This window comes from Phycobacter azelaicus (assembly GCF_014884385.1).
In the GTDB taxonomy this organism is placed as follows: domain Bacteria; phylum Pseudomonadota; class Alphaproteobacteria; order Rhodobacterales; family Rhodobacteraceae; genus Phycobacter; species Phycobacter azelaicus.
The window spans coordinates 3601299-3618216 of sequence record NZ_WKFH01000003.1 but is presented as its reverse complement, the minus strand read 5'-3'; the positions used below and the strand labels follow the sequence as shown (position 1 = coordinate 3618216).

General features: G+C 61.7%; 17 protein-coding genes. 7 read left to right on the top strand and 10 right to left on the bottom strand.

Going from position 1 to position 16918, the window contains the following annotated elements; all coding sequences use genetic code 11:
• Nucleotides 1-10 precede the first annotated feature (10 nt).
• Both INS80_RS18380 and infC read right to left on the bottom strand, forming a co-directional pair.
• Nucleotides 11-556 carry a hypothetical protein gene (locus INS80_RS18380; RefSeq protein ID WP_192967002.1) on the bottom strand — a complete coding sequence of 182 codons (546 nt, stop codon included), beginning with the start codon at nt 554-556 and terminating at the stop codon, nt 11-13.
• A 153-nt stretch (nt 557-709) separates the two neighbouring features.
• A complete protein-coding gene (gene infC, locus INS80_RS18375) occupies nt 710-1171 on the bottom strand; it encodes a translation initiation factor IF-3 (RefSeq protein ID WP_439650959.1) in 462 nt (153 codons plus the stop codon).
• Between the two features lie 533 nt (nt 1172-1704).
• Between infC and INS80_RS18370 the strand changes: the two genes are divergently transcribed.
• The gene (locus tag INS80_RS18370) at nt 1705-2394 is read left to right on the top strand and encodes a hypothetical protein (RefSeq protein WP_192967001.1); all 690 of its coding nucleotides are present in this window, start codon (nt 1705-1707) and stop codon (nt 2392-2394) included.
• Nucleotides 2395-2485: 91 nt separating this feature from the next.
• Here INS80_RS18370 and INS80_RS18365 read toward each other — a convergent pair whose 3' ends face one another.
• The 6 genes from INS80_RS18365 to cobA form a co-directional block, all read right to left on the bottom strand.
• Nucleotides 2486-3349: a ferredoxin--NADP reductase gene (locus tag INS80_RS18365; protein ID WP_192967000.1), complete on the bottom strand. Its 864-nt coding sequence runs from the start codon at nt 3347-3349 to the stop codon at nt 2486-2488.
• Nucleotides 3350-3490: 141 nt separating this feature from the next.
• The gene (locus INS80_RS18360; protein ID WP_192966999.1) at nt 3491-3892 is read right to left on the bottom strand and encodes a DUF934 domain-containing protein; all 402 of its coding nucleotides are present in this window, start codon (nt 3890-3892) and stop codon (nt 3491-3493) included.
• On the bottom strand, nt 3889-4650 hold the full coding sequence (locus INS80_RS18355; RefSeq protein WP_192966998.1) for a phosphoadenylyl-sulfate reductase: 762 nt from the start codon (nt 4648-4650) through the stop codon (nt 3889-3891). The genes INS80_RS18360 and INS80_RS18355 overlap by 4 nt, the downstream gene beginning before the upstream one ends.
• Before the next feature lie 3 nt (nt 4651-4653).
• Entirely contained in the window at nt 4654-6318 is a 1665-nt protein-coding gene (locus INS80_RS18350) for a nitrite/sulfite reductase (protein WP_192966997.1), read from the bottom strand.
• A complete protein-coding gene (locus tag INS80_RS18345; protein WP_192966996.1) occupies nt 6311-6631 on the bottom strand; it encodes a DUF2849 domain-containing protein in 321 nt (106 codons plus the stop codon). Before INS80_RS18345 ends, INS80_RS18350 begins: the two co-directional genes overlap by 8 nt.
• Complete coding sequence (gene cobA / locus INS80_RS18340; protein ID WP_192966995.1) at nt 6631-7461, bottom strand: uroporphyrinogen-III C-methyltransferase; 831 nt, start codon at nt 7459-7461, stop codon at nt 6631-6633. The genes INS80_RS18345 and cobA overlap by 1 nt, the downstream gene beginning before the upstream one ends.
• Nucleotides 7462-7607: 146 nt before the next feature.
• On the opposite strand from cobA, the gene INS80_RS18335 reads away from it, so the two are divergent.
• Complete coding sequence (locus tag INS80_RS18335) at nt 7608-8081, top strand: Lrp/AsnC family transcriptional regulator (protein WP_192966994.1); 474 nt, start codon at nt 7608-7610, stop codon at nt 8079-8081.
• 45 nt (nt 8082-8126) lie between these two features.
• Here INS80_RS18335 and INS80_RS18330 read toward each other — a convergent pair whose 3' ends face one another.
• Nucleotides 8127-9308, bottom strand: a complete 1182-nt coding sequence (locus tag INS80_RS18330) for a cytochrome P450 (RefSeq protein WP_192966993.1) — start codon at nt 9306-9308, stop codon at nt 8127-8129.
• An 82-nt stretch (nt 9309-9390) separates the two neighbouring features.
• Between INS80_RS18330 and INS80_RS18325 the strand changes: the two genes are divergently transcribed.
• The 5 genes from INS80_RS18325 to INS80_RS18305 all read left to right on the top strand — a co-directional run bounded on the left by INS80_RS18325 (nt 9391) and on the right by INS80_RS18305 (nt 15901).
• Nucleotides 9391-11157 carry a sensor histidine kinase gene (locus INS80_RS18325; protein WP_192966992.1) on the top strand — a complete coding sequence of 589 codons (1767 nt, stop codon included), beginning with the start codon at nt 9391-9393 and terminating at the stop codon, nt 11155-11157.
• The gene (locus INS80_RS18320; RefSeq protein WP_192966991.1) at nt 11154-12383 is read left to right on the top strand and encodes a sigma-54-dependent transcriptional regulator; all 1230 of its coding nucleotides are present in this window, start codon (nt 11154-11156) and stop codon (nt 12381-12383) included. The genes INS80_RS18325 and INS80_RS18320 overlap by 4 nt, the downstream gene beginning before the upstream one ends.
• A 301-nt stretch (nt 12384-12684) precedes the next feature.
• Nucleotides 12685-13686, top strand: coding sequence for a DctP family TRAP transporter solute-binding subunit (locus INS80_RS18315; RefSeq protein WP_192966990.1), 1002 nt, complete (start codon nt 12685-12687; stop codon nt 13684-13686).
• Nucleotides 13687-13802: 116 nt separating this feature from the next.
• Nucleotides 13803-14483, top strand: a complete 681-nt coding sequence (locus INS80_RS18310; protein ID WP_192966989.1) for a TRAP transporter small permease — start codon at nt 13803-13805, stop codon at nt 14481-14483.
• Nucleotides 14483-15901 (top strand): TRAP transporter large permease, encoded by a 1419-nt coding sequence (locus INS80_RS18305; protein ID WP_192966988.1) that lies wholly within the window; start codon nt 14483-14485, stop codon nt 15899-15901. Before INS80_RS18310 ends, INS80_RS18305 begins: the two co-directional genes overlap by 1 nt.
• 126 nt (nt 15902-16027) lie before the next feature.
• On the opposite strand, the gene tpiA is transcribed toward INS80_RS18305, so the two are convergent.
• On the bottom strand, nt 16028-16780 hold the full coding sequence (gene tpiA, locus INS80_RS18300; RefSeq protein ID WP_192966987.1) for a triose-phosphate isomerase: 753 nt from the start codon (nt 16778-16780) through the stop codon (nt 16028-16030).
• Between the last annotated feature and the right edge of the window lie 138 nt (nt 16781-16918).

Below are 16918 nucleotides of genomic sequence, written 5' to 3'. Positions count from 1 at the left end.
GGTTGCCGCGTCAGGAGGCCGGCAGCCTGTTTGGATCAAAGCCGCACATGGCGCCGGCTTCGCTCAGAGACGCAGAAAAGCCTTCGCTTGCGAAAGAGCCGTAAAGCCAGACCTCGCCCTTGGCTGGGCGATCGAAATTCACGCTTACGGTGGATCGGGAGGCCTGCAGAGCCGTGATCATCTCGGGCACAAAACCGCCGGTCATGTCGGCGCGGTAGCCATGGAGCCCCTCATCGGTGAACATTTCCTCCCCCAGCCAGATTTCCTGTCCGTCGATCTCAAGGATGACGGAGTCGTCTCGATCCCAAGGGGCGCCGCTTTCGCCCGGCCAGGGGGCATATTCATAGGCAAAGCCTGCGTTGTAGCCGCCAGGGCCAAACGAGAAGACCAAGGCGCCCGAGGTGTCCCGCGCCGCGCGCTGTGTGAAGACATAGCAAACCTGCCCGACCTTGGCCGCAGCCCAATTGCCGCTTTGATAGGTCTGGGCAAGGGCAACCGGAGCGCAAATGGGTGAGAGGGCCAGGCAGGTGCCGATGGCAAGAGAAAGAATGCGCATGGAGTATTCCGTCATATTGAAAGGGCGCAGAGAAGCCTGCGCGGGTTTTTTTCTGACAATGAGCTGATAGTTCTTAAGAATGGATTGTCACAAAATGCAAAACCCGCCCGGATGGCCGGACGGGTCAAATACCGCTACCTGCTGGGTAAGGTCTTACTTCTGCGGAAGCGGGCCGATCATCATGATCATCTGACGGCCTTCCATCTTGGGCATGTTTTCGATCTTGCCGATCTCTTTGACGTCCTCGGCCACACGCTCCAGCAGTTCGCGGCCCAGGTTCTGGTGCGCCATTTCGCGGCCACGGAACCGCAGGGTCACTTTCACCTTGTCGCCGTTTTCAAGGAACTTGAACACATTGCGCATCTTGACGTCATAGTCATGGGTGTCCGTGTTGGGACGGAACTTGACCTCTTTGACCTCGATGATCTTCTGCTTCTTGCGCGCTTCGCTTTCGCGCTTCTGCTGTTCGTACTTGAACTTGCCGAAGTCCATGATCTTGCAGACCGGCGGGTTCGCGTTTGGCGAAATCTCCACAAGGTCCAGACCCGCTTCCGCTGCCATCTCCATCGCCTTGGCGGGGTGGACAACGCCAACGTTCTCGCCTTCGGCGCCGATGAGGCGGATTTCGGGTGCACGGATCTTTTCGTTTGTACGCGGGCCGGTATCACGGGTCGGCGGCGCATTATGAGGTCGGCGGGCTATGGGTTCAATCCTTTGATGGTTGCCAATTTTCGAGCATGAAACCTAAACCGCACGGAAGCGTCTTTCAAGCCGGAACCGTATTGGTGGAACACGAAAAACGCGATCGGAGGCCATCTGGAGGCTGGAACGCCCGGCAAGGCCGACTGCTGTTTCAGCATGCCGAATGGCCGCGGGTCGCTGCTGCGTTCGCTCGCGTCCTTGTCGGAGCGCTGCCCCGGGCTCGATTCGTACCTGTCGGCAATGACCCTTGCGCGAAAGACTGCCGCCCGTGCGGTTGGCCTCTGGCGGTCGTTGGCCGATGCAGCGCATGTCCGGCTTTTCCCCCTTGTGGATGGCATGGTGGAAGATCACCTAGGCCATACGCCACAGATGATGGCCATCGGAATTGAAGGCTCTGCCCGGTCGGAAACCGGTCGCGGATGCCCAGACAGGACAGGAGAACCCTCATGAAACCCGTTGTTGTTACGGTTGCCGCCGCAGTTGTTGCGCTTGGCGCCTACTATGTCTTCAGCACGCAAGGCGAGGACCCTGCGCCCGAGCAGGCCAGCGATGCAGTATCGGTGCCCGCCACCGATCCGCAACCTGTGACCCAGCCCGAGCCGCTCGAGACCCCGGTCGAGCAAGTCGAAACTGCGGTTGAGGACGCGGTTGAGACTACCACCGAAGCCGCACAGGACGCTGTTGATACGGCGACAGAAGCCGCCGAAGACGCCGTTGAGAATGCACAGGACGCGGTAAAAGAGGCCGCCGACGCGGTTAAGGACGTGGTGGAGCAGGCTGGCGCCGAAGCAGCAGAACAAGCGGGCGCAGTCGCCGAGGCCGCTGAGGACTCTGTCGGCAGCGCAACTGAAACTGCATCCGAGGCTGCAGAAAGCGCAACCGAGGCCGTAGAAGGCGCCATGGAAGCGGCCACCGATGCGGCCGCAGAAGCGGCCCCCGGCAGCAACTCATCCGATATCGCCACGCTGCTGACGCCCGAAGGGTTCGACTATGATGCCGTGATTGAGGCGATTGAAGCATCGGATCTGACGCAGTTTCAAAAGACTGCCCTGACCACTACTGTGGAAAAGGCCAAGGACAGCCCCGAGTTGCTGTCAGCTGCGCTTGATCAGGTGAAGGCCGCCTTGGGACTGTGAGCCACAGAACCTGACGCAAAGATACAAAAAGGCCACGCTCCCCGACCGGGGGCGCGGCCTTAATTTTTGGATCTATCGGTCAATACCGAGATCAGTCAAGGAAGGCCTTTTCCACCACATATTGCGCGGGCTTGGAGTTGGCGCCTTCCTCAAGGCCGGCGACTTCCAGCATGTCCTTCAGTTCAAGGTTGAAGGCCAGGTTGCCGCAGATCATTGCGCGGTCGCTCACGGGATTGAGCGGCTCCACGCCCAGATCCTTGTAGGCTTCGCCTGAGTTGATCAGGTCGGTGATGCGGCCCATCTTGGCGCTCTCTTCGCGGGTGGTGGTGGGGTAGTATTTGATCTTCTTCCAGAAGCCGTCGCCGATCAGCTCATTGAGCAGCTCGTCGTCTTTCAGGCTTTCGATCAATTCCCGTCCGTAGGTCAGCTCGCCCGCGGTGCGGCAGGTGTGCGTGATGATCACCTCGTCGTAATCCTCATAGGTTTGCGGCTCGCGCAGCAGCGAAGCAAAGGGTGCAAAACCGGTGCCAGTGGCAAAGAACCAGATGCGTTTGCCCGGCAAAAGCGCGTCATGCACCAGGGTGCCCACGGGCTTGGGGCGCAGGATGATCTCGTCGCCGGGCTGGATGTGCTGCAGCTTTGAGGTCAGCGGGCCGTCCTGCACTTTGATCGAGTAAAACTCCAGCTCTTCATCCCAGGACGGCGAGGCGATGGAATAGGCGCGCAAAAGTGGCTTCTGCTTGCCGGTCTTGGGGTCAGGATCGCCCATCAGGCCGATCATCACAAATTCGCCCGAGCGGAAGCGCAACGAGGCGGGCCGCGTCACCCGGAAGGAAAACAGGCGGTCCGTCCAGTGCTTGACCTCGGTCACGGTCTGGGCGTCCGGCAGGGTCGGGGTCGCCTTTGCAGGTTTTGCGTCTTGGGCAGTCTCGGTCACGGGCGTCATCTCGTTCATCGGTTTCACTGCCGGTCTGTTAAACCGGCACCTCTGATTAATCTTTGATACAGGTCAGGAAAAGCACTGATTTGCATGAGGGCCTGCCGCATGGCGACAGGCCGCCGTGTTTTCCCGCGGGGAAGGAAGGGGCTGGGGCGGCTATTTCGCTGCCCGGGCGCGGCCCAGGCGGGCCTGATAGTCATGGGCCTGCCAGTTGGCGCGGGCCAGCCATTGGGCCTCGGGCTGGCGCGCGGCCAGATCCTCGTCGATCTCCACCTCGTCAAAGCCGCTGCGCCGCGCCATGGCGTATTGATCGGCTAGTACGTGCCCATAGGCGCGCAGGCGCCCCCCATAACCCATGTGCCGCAGCTGACGCGCCAGGGTAAAGCCGCGCCCATCGGCAAAGCTGGGGAAGTGGATGCGGATCATCTCAAGGCCGGGGATGCGGTTCGAGAGGGTCGCCAGATCGGCATCCGGAGCCAGATCCAGTGCGGTCTCCGTATCAAATCCATCGGTCCAGTCCTCGGTTCCAAATCCGGTATCGGTCACGATTACGGTCATCTGTCCATTGCTCCTGTGCGGGTGAGTTTGCCATCCACGATATGGATGCCGCATTCTTCCTTGTTCTGGTTGCGCCAGCGCCCGGCGCGGGGATCTTCGCCCTCTGCCACTTTCGAGGTGCAGGGGGCGCAGCCGATCGAAGGGTAGCCCTGCGCCACCAGCGGGTGACGCGGCAGGCGGTTTTCCTCCATATAGGCGCGCACGTCCTCGGGCGCCCAATGAGCCAGCGGATTCACCTTGATGCGGCCCGTGCCCTCTTCGACCTCGAAGAATTCGAGCGCGGCGCGGCTGCCGGCCTGGAACCGCTTGCGGCCCGTAATCCAGCCATCAAACCCAGCGAGGGCCTTTTGCAGCGGCACGGTCTTGCGCAGGTGGCAGCAGGCATCGGTGTCGGAGAACCGCAGGGCGCCATAAGGGTCCTTCTCGGCGATATCATCGGCGCGGATGATCTGCACGTTGCGCAGGCCCAGCCGCTCGCTTACCTCCTGCTGGTAGATCAGCGTTTCGGTGAACAGCAGCTCTGTGTCCACAAACAGAACCGGCACCGCCGGGTTTATCACCGCTGCCATGTGCAACAGCACCACGGATTCCGCACCAAAGCTGGAGACCAGTGCGATCTCACCGGCATCCTGCAAGGCGCCCTCCATCACGGCGGTGGCCGAATGATGGCGGTAGCGTGCGTTGAGCGCCTCCACCTTGTCGGCCAGGGCCGTGGATTGTGCAGCCCCGGCAGGACCACTTTCAGCGAGGTTCAGCATCGCTCAGGCCACCTTTTTGCGGGCTTCGGGATAAAGCGCCGCCTTGAAAGGATCCATGCCCACACGGCGATAGGTCTCGATAAAGGTTTCCTCTGTGCTGGTCCGCAGGTCCAGATAGGCCTCGATCAGGCGCTCAACCGCGGGCACGATTTCGTCATAGGCAAAGCCGGGACCGGTCCGGGTGCCGATGGCTGCCGTTTCGGTCGCATCCCCGCCAAGTGTGATCTGGTAGTTTTCCACCCCGGCGCGATCCAGACCCAGAATACCGATATGGCCCACGTGGTGATGGCCGCAGGCGTTGATGCAGCCCGAGATCTTGATCTGCAGATGGCCGATGTCATGCTCCAGCTTCAGCTCTTCGAACCGCGTGGCGATGTCCTGCGCAACAGGGATTGAGCGGGCCGTGGCCAGCGCGCAATAGTCCATGCCGGGGCAGGCGATGATATCCGAGATCAGCCCGATGTTAGCGGTGGCCAGCCCCACCTCTTTCAGGCGGGCATGGATCGCGGGCAGGTCTGATTTGTGGACATGCGGCAGGATCACGTTCTGCTCATGGCTGATACGCAGCTCGTCATAGGCGAACTCCTCGGCCAGATCCGCCATCACTCGCATCTGCTCGGCCGTCGCATCACCGGGCGTTGCCCCATGTGCCTTGATCGAGATGGTGACGATGGCGTGATCGTCCTTGCGGTGCTCTGCCAGGTTGGTGTCGGCCCAGGCGCGGAACACCGGATCGCTTTCATAGGCCTCCTGGAAGAGGGCGATCTCACCGCTGCGCAGGGCAGGCGGGGTGAAATGCGCCTTGATCTCTTCCAGCAGCGCACGGTCAGCACCGTTGAACTCGGCGCGGCGTTCGATGAAACGCTCCTCGACCAGCTCGCGGATCTTGTCGATGCCGTTTTCCTGAACGGTGATCTTGATGCGGGCCTTGTACTTGTTGTCGCGCCGACCCAGCAGGTTATAGACGCTGAGCACCGCCTCAAGGTAGGGCAGCAGGTCTTCTTTCGGCAGGAACTCCCGCAGGACTTTGCCGATCATCGGCGTGCGGCCAAGGCCGCCGCCCACGATCACCTCGAACCCGTTTTCACCGTCCTTTGCGACCATGCGCAGCCCGATGTCATGGGCTCGGGTCACGGCGCGGTCCTGTTCGGCACCGGTCACGGCGATTTTGAACTTGCGGCCCAGGAACTGGAACTCCGGGTGGTCGGTGGACCACTGGCGGATCAGCTCGGCATAGGGGCGCGGGTCTTCCAGCTCTTCCCTAGCGGCGGCGGCAAAGTGATCAGAGGTCACGTTGCGCACAGTGTTGCCAGAGGTCTGGATCGCGTGCAGGCCCACTTCGGCCAGGGCGTCCAGCATATCGGGCACATCGCGAAGTTTTGGCCAGTTGTACTGGATGTTCTGCCGGGTGGTGAAATGGCCGTAGCCCTTGTCCCACTTTTCGGCCAGGAGAGCGAGCTTGCGCATCTGGGCGCTGCTGAGCGTGCCATAGGGGATCGCCACCCGCAGCATATAGGCATGCAGCTGCAGATAGAGCCCGTTCATCAGGCGCAGGGGTTTGAACTCGTCCTCGGTCAGGGAGCCGTCGATGCGGCGCTCCACCTGGGCACGGAATTGGGCGTTGCGCTCGGCCAGAAAGGCGGTGTCGAAGTCGTTGTACTTATACATTCTCGAGGGCCTCCAGCTTGGCTTCCTGTTTGCCATGGGCATAGTTCGATGGACCTGTGCGACGGAAATCCTCGCGGAAATGCACAGGCTCGGGGCCGTTCGGGCCTGCTTTTGCGTCGGTCAGGTAGATGCCGACCACGCTGAGGGCGTCACGCTCAGCCTCCAGAAGGCGCAGCTGCGCTTCGGCCTCGTCCACGATCAACTCGGCCTCGGCCAGATTGCGGCTCCAGCTGCCGTTTGCGGTGAAGTAAATCACATCGCCTTCCAAAAGGTCGTTGGCGGTGATGATTTTCGGGGTAAAGGGGCGTGGCATCAGGCAAGCTCCGCTTTCAGTGTGTTTGTGAGGTCGGTCAGCGCGGCAATGCTTTGGCGCGGTGCAAGACCAAGGAAGGTAAGGGCCGGGCCGTCAAATCCGGCAGCGGCAAGATCGGCGGGCAGGTGGTCCAGCGTGGTCTCAAGCACCCGCTGATCGGCGCGCGAGGCGTTTTCGACGATGGTCACCGGGGTTTCGCGCTCAGCGCCATGCATCAGCAGGCGCCCTTGCACGAAGCGGGCGGATTTCTTGCCCATATAGATGGCGGCCACCTCGCCGGGGCGCGCCAGCGCGGCCCAGTCGTGATCGGCAAAGCCGCGCATGTCGTGCCCCGTCAGGAACCGCACCGAGGAATTGCGCCCGCGCTGTGTGAGGCTTTGGCCGATGGCGGCCACGGCGGCTGAGGCTGCGGTGATCCCTGGCAGGATCCTGTAGCCAATCCCGGCTTCGTCGCAGGCGGTCAGCTCTTCATCGAGGCGGCCAAAGACGGTGGGATCACCGGATTTCAGGCGCAGCACCTTCTTGCCAGCCTTGGCATGGGCCACGATGCGGGCGCAGATCTCTTCCTGCGACATGGAGGGGCCAAAGCCCTCCTTCCCCACATCCTCTAGCGTGGCGCCCGGGCCAGAGAGGGCGAGGATCTCGGTGCTGACAAGGCGGTCGAACAGGATCACGCCCGCCTGTTGCATTGCACGCAGCACCTTCAGGGTCAGAAGGTCCGGATCGCCCGGGCCAGAGCCTGCAAAGGCAACCTCACCCGGCGCAGGGCAGCACATGCCGTCCGCATGCCGGGTGCTGGCAGGGGGAAGGATCGGGGCAAAGCTGGACATTTGGCGCCTCATTCGTGCTGTTTGACTTGATGCTCAATATAGGAAATATTCCCGATCAAGCGCCATATGCCTGCCCAAATAAGGACATTTGTTCCAGTGTTGGCGGGGTTCAGCAGTCTCGGTTTCGATGCAGGGGAAAAATTGGAATGACAGTGCGGATTGATGCGACGGATCGGAAAATCCTGGCCGAACTTCAAAGGGATGCCAGTCAGTCACTGGATGAAATCGCCAAGCAGGTGGGCAGTTCCAAGACCCCTGTCTGGAATCGCATTCGCAAGCTGCGCGAGGCAGGAGTGATCGGGCGCCAGACCGTGATTCTGGATGCCGAGGCGCTGGGATTTGAGGCCTGTTTCTTTGTGCTGATCCGCACGTCGGAACATGAAGCGGAGTGGCAGGCGGCCTTTCTCAAGGCGTTGCGTGACCGCCCCGAGGTGCAGGAGGCGCACCGGCTGGCGGGCGACATCGATTACATCCTCAAAGTGCGCGTGCAGAACGCGCGGGCCTATGACAAGTTCTATCAGGCCCTGATTTCAGAGGTGCGCGTCCACAATGTAACGGCGCTGTTGTCGATGGAGGAGATCAAGTCCACTACGCTTCTGCCTTTGGACCCCAAAGTGTGAGCGCGCCAAGGTGCTGTATTAGACTAACCGCACCTTTCCAACGCTTTACCGTTCCACCATCAACCGGATCAGCCCGTGGAAATGGTAGCTGTTTGAATACTCGGGCGCCTCTGCAAGGCGCAGGTCCGGGCAGCGCGCGAACAGGATCGGCAGGGCGATCTGCATTTCCAGCCGCGCCAGCGGCGCGCCGACGCAGAAATGAATGCCGCCGCCGAAAGAGGTGTTCAGCGTGGCTGGACGGGTCGGATCAAACACTTCGGGGTCGTCCAGAACGGCCTCGTCCCGGTTGGCAGAGCCGAGCAGCAGCGCCACCTGATCGCCACGCTTGAAGGTGTGGCCGAAGACCTCGGCCTCTTCATAGGCGTATCGGGTGAACATGTGCAGCGGAGGGTCGTAGCGCAGGATCTCTTCCACCAGTCTTTCGATCCCGTCGGGCGCGAGCCACTCTGGTTTCCAGCCCTGCTGTAGCATGGTTTTCACGCCGTTGCCGAGGGCATGAACCGAGGCCTCGTGCCCGGCGTTCAGCAGCAGGATGCAGGTGCCGATTAACTCGTCCATCGAAAGGCTCTCGCCGTCTTCCTCGGCAGCGATGAGACGGGTTAAAAGATCCTCCTGCGGATCGTCGCGGCGCTGATCGATGTAGGCCCGTAGGTAGTCCGAAAACTCCTGGCTGGCGCGGGCGGCCGCATGTTCCGTCTCGGTGGTGCGCCCGGCCTGGTACATGGCAACCATGCGGTGCGACCACTCCAGAAGCTGCGGCGCCATCGCCTCGGGCACGCCAAGCAGGCGGCAGATGGTCACGATGGGCAACTGCGTGCAAAAGGCCTCGATCAAGTCAAACGGTTGTTTCGGGAAGCGATCGATCAAATCGTGGCAAAGGCGGGTAATCTCGTCTTCCATGTCAGCGATGCTGCGGGAGGTGAAGGCCCGCATCACCAGTCTGCGTAGGCGCGTGTGCCGAGGCGGTTCGGCCTCCAGCATGGAATGGGCTTCTGTCAGCAGGAACGGCGCCAGATGTGCGGGACCTTCGCTGGCCATCTCAGGCGGGATCTCGCGGCCGAAACGCCGGTCCCGCAACAGCATGTGGACGGCCGATTTCCGGAACGCGGCCACCATCTGGTAATCCTGCCAGAAGTGCAACGAACCCGCAGCGCGCGCCTCTTCATAGAACGGGTAGGGATCCTGCACAAAGGCCGGATCGGTGGGGGATTGATGCAGGGTTTTCATCTGTTTCCGTTCTTTGGTCTTCGGGGCGCAACTTTTGCCTTGGCGGCTGGTCTTTGCTAGGCGAGTTTCATAGGGTCCGTCTATGACGCAATACAGCCCGTTTCAATCCTGGCGCCGGGGAGCGGTCCTTTTAGCCTTTGCCGTGGCCGTTGCCGGTCTGGCGGCTGCGGTTTGGGTCTATGGCTACCGGCAGGCGCTGGACTCGCTGGCCGAACGCAGTGCGGCGGATCTGGCGCTGGCCTCTGATCGGGTCAGTACGCAACTTCAGATTTACCAGGAACTGGCGGTATTGATGGCCGACCACCCGGTTCTGAATGCGCTGGACACCGAGGAGGGGCGCCGTGCGGCCGCTCAGCGGCTGCGCGAAGTGGCGGACAAAACCGCTGCGCTGGATGTGTTTTATGCGGATCGATCCGGACAAGTCATGGCCTCGGCCGAGGGGGTGGCAGGAGCGTCGGTCGCCACAGAAGAGTATTTCAAACGCGCTATGCAGGGTGCGCTCGGCACCGGACAGGCGGTGCTGCTGAACGAGGGTAAGCGTGCCTATTTCTATGCTGCACCCACTTTCGCGGTCAGTGGCGGCGTGCTTGGCGCTCTGGTGGTCGTCGCCGATGTCGAGGATGTGGAGCAGACCTGGCGTGGTTCGCTTCCTGCAGTGTTCTTCACCAATCGCAGCGGCGAGGTCTTCATCTCCAACCGCCCCGAGCTGTTGTTCTGGCGTAGGGGCGATGCTTTGCCCGGGGGAGACGCCGAGCAGGGCGAGCCGGTCGCGTTTGTAGAGCGCAGAGTTGGCCCGCATGAGATCTGGCAGATCTCGGGCAGCGCCTATCTCCCCCGTCAGGCGCTGCATCTGACGGTGGATCTGCCGGTGATCGCCTTGCAGGGCGAAATCCTGGTGGATGTTGCGCCGGCCCGGCGCATTGCCGCGCTGCAGGCGGCGGCACTGGCGGGGCTGTGCCTTGCCTTTGGCACGCTTCTGTTCCTCGCAACCGAGCGGCGGCGGACCCTCGCCCGGGCCAATGCGGTTCTGGAAACACGGGTTGCCGCGCGCACCGAAGCCTTGGAGGTTACGAACAGCCAGCTGCGGCGCGAGGTGCGCGAGCGACAAGAGGCAGAGGCGGCCCTGAAACGCGCCCAGGAAGACCTTGTACAGGCGGGTAAGCTGTCGGCGCTGGGGCAGATGTCTGCAGGCATCAGTCACGAGCTGAACCAGCCTTTGATGGCAATCCAGCAATATGCGGAAAATGGCGCGGCCTTCCTTGAGCGGGAAAACCCGGACCGCGCAGCCGACAACCTTGGGCGTATTGCCAGCATGGCCGACCGAATGGCACGGATCATCAAGAACCTGCGTGCCTTTGCCCGCAATGAAAGCGAACCCATGGGGCGAGTCGATCTGGTGCAGGTGATCGATGCGGCGGTGGAGCTGACCGCCGCGCGGCTGGAGGCCGATCAGGTGACGCTGGACTGGACAGCGCCGACAGGCGGGACGCCTGTCTTAGCATGGGGCGGGGAGGTACGGCTGACGCAGGTATTCGTGAACCTGATCAACAACGCCGCCGATGCCATGCTGGGACAAGAGGACCGTGCGATTGCAATCGTGCTTCGCGCGGGGCCGCGCCTGCGTGTCGAGGTGCGCGACATCGGCCCCGGCATCAAGGAGCCGGAAAAGATGTTCGAGCCTTTCTATTCCACCAAGGCGGTGGGCAGCGCCGAGGGGCTTGGCCTTGGCCTGTCGATCTCTTATGGGCTGGTACAGAGTTTCGGCGGTCATATCCGTGGTAGCAACACCGAACACGGCGCGGTCTTTACCGTCGAACTGGATCCCTGGAGCGAGGAAGGTGCCGCATGACCCGGCGGGTGCTGTTTGTGGATGATGATGCCGCCGTGCGTGAGGCGCTGGCGCAGACACTCGAGTTGAATGATGTTGAGGCGGTAACGGCGGGCTCTTTCGTTGCGGCCAAGGACCTGATCACCCCAGAATTCGACGGTGTAATCCTGTCGGACATGCGTATGCCGGGGCGCGATGGCTTTCATTTGCTGCACTACACCCAAGGGGTCGATGCTGAACTGCCCGTGATCCTTTTGACCGGGGAAGGAGACATCCCCATGGCGGTGCGGGCCATGTCTGAAGGCGCGTTTGATTTCCTTGAAAAACCCTGCGCGACAGTGGACTTGCTGGCGGTGGTTGAACGGGCGCTGAAGACCCGTGCGCTGGTGCTGGAGAACCGCCGCCTGAAACGTCAGCTGGAACTGGGCGATCCGGCGGCGCGAATGCTGTTTGGCACATCGCCCCAGTCCGAAGAGCTTCGCAGGCGCGTGCGCACCGTGGCCGCCACTGGGGCCGAGGTGCTGGTGAGCGGTCCCGCCGGTAGCGGCATTTCCAAGGTGGCCGAGGTCATTCACCTGATGTCACCGCGCGCCCAAGGCGCCTTTGTCAAGCGACCTGCTGCGGGCATGACGGCAGAGGGGTTCGAGGCGCTGTGCCAGGAGGCCGCAGGCGGTTCGCTGTTTCTGGATGAAGTATCGGCCCTGCCCGAAGCCGTGCAATATGCGGTGCTCGAAGGACTGGAGCAGGGCACTGATACCCGCGTCATTGCGGGCAGCTCCAGTGATCTGGCCGAACGCGTATCGCAGGGAGGCTTTCACGCTGATCTGTTCTACAAGCTCGACGTTATGCGCGTGCGGATCCCGTCCCTTGCGGAACGTCCCGGTGATATTCCGGTCCTGTTCCGTCACTACGTCGCCCAGGCCGCAGAACAGGCCGGGATCGAGGCGCCAGAGGTCAGCCAGGAACACCTCGCCATGCTGATGGCGCAGGACTGGCCCGGCAATGCGCGCTCGCTGATGTCGGCGGCGATGCGGTTTGTTCTTGGCATGCCAGAAGAGGTCTCGGCCGGGGCGGATCTGGGGTTGGCGGAGCAGTTGGCGCAGGTTGAGCGCTCCTTGCTGATTGCGGCCCTCGGGCGCCAGAACGGGCGGGCTGCGGCGGCGGCTGAGGCGCTGAAACTGCCGCGCAAGACCTTCTATGACAAGCTGGCCCGATATGGCATTCGCCCCGAGGACTACCGGCGTTGAACCGGTCATGATTCCCTGCGGCAGAAGTTCGCGCTAACAGTCGTGCCGGGAACTGTGCGGATTTCCGCACAAAGGGAAGCTGGTCTGTGCGGGTTTTCGCACAGCGTGCAAATGCAGCATCGGCGCCTATTCTGTGAGCACTCGGCATCTCTATGAAAAATTTGTGAAAATTCCGAAATGCGGTGATTCTCGAATCAAGTCTTGAGGGGGGCAGTTCGATTCGTGATCCTTTTGGCGGGGCCTTGGCGCAGGATGCCGGGGCTGTGGAGATAGAATTGGAATGGAACCTGGGAGGATTACCATGAAATTCCTGACTGCGACCGCCGCCGCTCTGGCGATGACTGTATCCGCTGGCGCATTGCAAGCGGCTTGTGACGATGGCGAAATCGTCGTCAAGTTCAGCCATGTGACCAACACTGACAAGCACCCGAAAGGGATTGCGGCAAGCCTCTTGGAAAAGCGGATCAACGAAGAGATGAACGGCACCATGTGCCTGGAGGTCTATCCGAACTCCACGCTCTACAACGACAACAAGGTGCTGGAAGCGATGCTGCAGGGCGATGTGCAGCTGGCTGCGCCTTCGCTCTCCAAGTTCGAAAAATTCACCAAGCAGTTCCGCCTGTTCGATCTGCCCTTCATGTTCAAGAACATCGACGCTGTGGATGCGTTCCAGGCCTCGCCCGATGGCCAGGCGCTTCTGGATTCCATGCAGCGGCGCGGCCTGCAAGGGCTGGCCTACTGGCACAACGGCATGAAGCAGATGTCGGCAAACAAGCCGCTGGTCGCACCGACCGATGCCAATGGCCTGAAGTTCCGCGTGCAGTCCTCTGACGTGCTGGTTGCGCAGATGGAAGCCATCGGTGGCAGCCCGCAGAAGATGGCCTTCTCCGAGGTTTACGGCGCGCTGCAGCAGGGCGTTGTGGATGGTCAGGAAAACACCTGGTCCAACATCTACGGCAAGAAGTTCTTCGAGGTGCAGGACGGTATCACCGAAACCAACCACGGCATCATCGACTATCTGGTGGTGACCTCGGTTGACTGGCTGGACAGCCTTGAGCCGGAGGTGCGCGATCAGTTCCTGACCATCCTTTCGGAAGTAACCGAGGCGCGGAACTCCGAGTCCACCAAGGTGAACAATGAGGCCAAGGATGCGATCATCGCCGCAGGCGGCACCGTGCGCCAGCTGACAGCCGAGCAGCGCCAGGCCTGGGTCGACACCATGAAACCCGTCTGGGCGCAGTTTGCCGATGACGTGGGGCAGGACAAGATCGACGCTGCTCAGGCAATCAACGCGGGCTACTGATAGCCCGACCCCAGAGCGCGACACCCGTCTTTACGGTGATGCGCTCTGTTTTGCAGGCGGCGTGGGGATCCGCCGCCTGCACCTTTTTCCATAACAACAGCATGGGGGACACAGGCATGTCGGCGGCAAGAACCGGCCCGGCCGGGTTTATCAATTCGCTCGAAGAAACGCTGATCGCGCTTCTGCTCGGGCTGATGACCATCATCACCTTCGCCAATGTGGTGGCGCGCTTCGTCTTCAACTCCAACATTCTCTGGGCGCTGGAGCTGACCGTGTTCCTGTTCGCCTGGCTGGTTCTTCTGGGGGCCTCTTATGCGGTGAAAACCCATGCGCACCTGGGGGTCGATGCTATCGTCAACACGCTGGCCGCGCCAGCACGCCGGGTGCTGGGGCTGATCGCGGTGGGCGCCTGCCTCATTTTTTCGCTGCTGCTGCTCAAAGGGGCCTATGACTACTGGGCGGTCTTTGCGGATCTGCCGCCCACATCGGGGCGTTGGTTCCCGACGGGTTTTGACATGAAGGCCCGCAGCCAAAGCTTTTACGAGGTGCAGGACGTGCCGATGATCGGCATTTTCCGCTTCCTTGAGGACCTCATTAACTACGGCGATTCCTACGAGAAACTGCCAAAAGTGGTGCCCTACCTGATCCTGCCCCTGTCGATGCTCTTGCTGGTGATCCGCTTTGCCCAGGCCGCAGTGCGCATCTGGCATGGCAGCGCCGATCGGCTGGTCGCAAGCCACGAGGTCGAAGACGAAATGGACGAGGCTCGCGCCCGCGCGACCGAAGGAGAAAACTGATGGAAGTGGTTCTGCTCTTTGCCATGGTCGTGGGCCTGATGCTGATCGGGGTGCCCATTGCGGTGTCCCTCGGCCTCAGCTCGACCCTGTTTCTGCTGATCTATTCCGATAGCTCACTTGCCTCGGTTGCGGGTACTCTATTCGAAGCCTTTGAGGGACATTTCACCCTGCTGGCGATCCCCTTCTTCATTCTCGCCTCGACCTTCATGTCGACAGGCGGGGTCGCGCAGCGGATCATCCGCTTTTCCATCGCCTGCGTCGGGCACTTCCAGGGCGGCCTGGCGATTGCGGGCGTCTTTGCCTGCATGATGTTCGCGGCGCTCTCAGGATCGTCTCCGGCGACCGTGGTGGCCATCGGGTCCATCGTGATCGCGGCCATGCGCCAGGCTGGCTATACCAAGGAATTCGCTGCTGGTGTGATCTGTAACGCAGGCACCCTGGGCATCCTCATCCCGCCTTCCATCGTGATGGTGGTCTATGCGGCTTCGGTCGATGTGTCGGTGGGGCGGATGTTCCTTGCGGGCATTATTCCGGGCCTTCTGGCGGGCCTTATGCTGATGGTGACGATTTATGTGATCGCCCGCATCAAGAACATGCCCAAGGGGCAATGGGCCGGATGGGGCGAGGTTGGCGCGTCGTTTCGCGAGGCCTTCTGGGGGCTGTTCCTGATCGTGATCATCATGGTCGGCATCTATGGCTACCCCTGGTATTCCGCCGAACAAGGACTTTACAAGGAAGCCGCGATCTTCACCCCGACCGAAGCTGCCGCCGTGGCATCCGTTTATGCCTTCCTCGTGGCAACCTTCGTCTACCGTGACATGGGCCCGCTGGCAGCCACCGACAGTCGCCCGCGCCGCTCCCTGATGCAGGCTCCGCTAGCACTGCTTTCAGTCTGGATCCACAAGGACACCAAGAAGGCGCTGTTTGATGCGGGCAAGCTGACCGTCACGTTGATGTTCGTGATCGCCAATGCTCTGATCCTGAAGCACGTGCTGACGGACGAGCAGGTGCCCCAGCATATCGCCAATGCGATGCTGTCGGCGGGCTTTGGTCCGGTCATGTTCCTCATCGTGGTCAATATCATCCTGCTGATCGGCGGTCAGTTCATGGAGCCCTCGGGCCTGCTGGTGATTGTCGCGCCGCTGGTCTTCCCGATCGCCATCGAGCTGGGCATCGACCCCATTCACCTTGGCATCATCATGGTTGTGAACATGGAAATCGGCATGATCACTCCGCCGGTGGGGCTGAACCTCTTCGTGACCTCAGGCGTTGCGGGGATGCCGATGATGGGCGTGGTTCGGGCGGCGCTGCCCTTCCTTGCCGTGCTCTTCGTCTTCCTGATCATGGTGACCTACATACCGGCACTCAGCACGATGATCCCCAACGCGCTAATGGGTCCGGAGATCATAACCAACTAGGCTTTTGCAAGTTCGATTTGGCGAGTAAGGGCGTTCCGGGCAACCGGGGCGCCTTTTTCATATCCGCTCAAGCAAAAAGGCCCGGCGTTTGCGGCCGAGCCCTTACGTCTGTTTCGAAGCGGTGCGTTAGGCTTTTTCTAGCGCCGCGATGATGGGGGAGAAATCCGCCTCCGTCAGGCTGGCGCCGCCCACCAGGGCGCCGTCGACGTTCGATACCGCAAAGATCTCTGCCGCGTTGCCCGGTTTGACCGAACCGCCGTAAAGCAGGCGAATGCCATCGGCCAGTTGCGCGCCAAACCGAGAGGTCAACTCGGCGCGCAAGAAATCATGCACCTCGGCGATTTGCTCCAGCGTCGGGACCTTGCCAGTTCCAATGGCCCAGACCGGTTCGTAGGCGACAACCAGCGTCGCGCCGGTAACCCCATCGGGCAAAGACCCCGCCAGTTGTTCGCCCACTACGGACAGAGTTTCTCCGCCCTCTCGTTCCGCCAACGTTTCACCGATGCAGACAATTGCAGTGAGCCCGGCCGCAATCGCGGCTTCGGTCTTGGCGCGCACATCTGCGTCTGTCTCAGCGTGGTCTGCGCGTCGCTCGGAATGGCCAAGGATCACCGCAGTCGCACCTGCATCGACCAGCATCTCGGCCGATAGATCGCCGGTGTGCGCCCCCGAGGCTGCTGTGTGGCAATCCTGCCCGCCGATCGTGATGGCCGTGCCCTTGGCAACCTGGGCTGCGCGATAGAGAAGCGTTGCGGGGGGGCAGATCAGGATATCGGTGCCCTTGGGGGCGGGGTGGCTGCCTGCCATGGCTTCCAGTTCGGCCAGGGCCTCTCCGGTGCCATTCATCTTCCAGTTTCCCGCTGCCAGTTTCTGCCGCATGTGTCGCGTCCCCGTTGTTGCTTTGGCGCCGTGGTATCACTCAGCGTCAGGCGGGGCAATTGTGCAAGGTGCCGCTGGTGGCGGGGATAGGAAAGGGCGGCCAAGGCCGCCCCGCAAAAAGTGCCAGTAAAGGTGCCG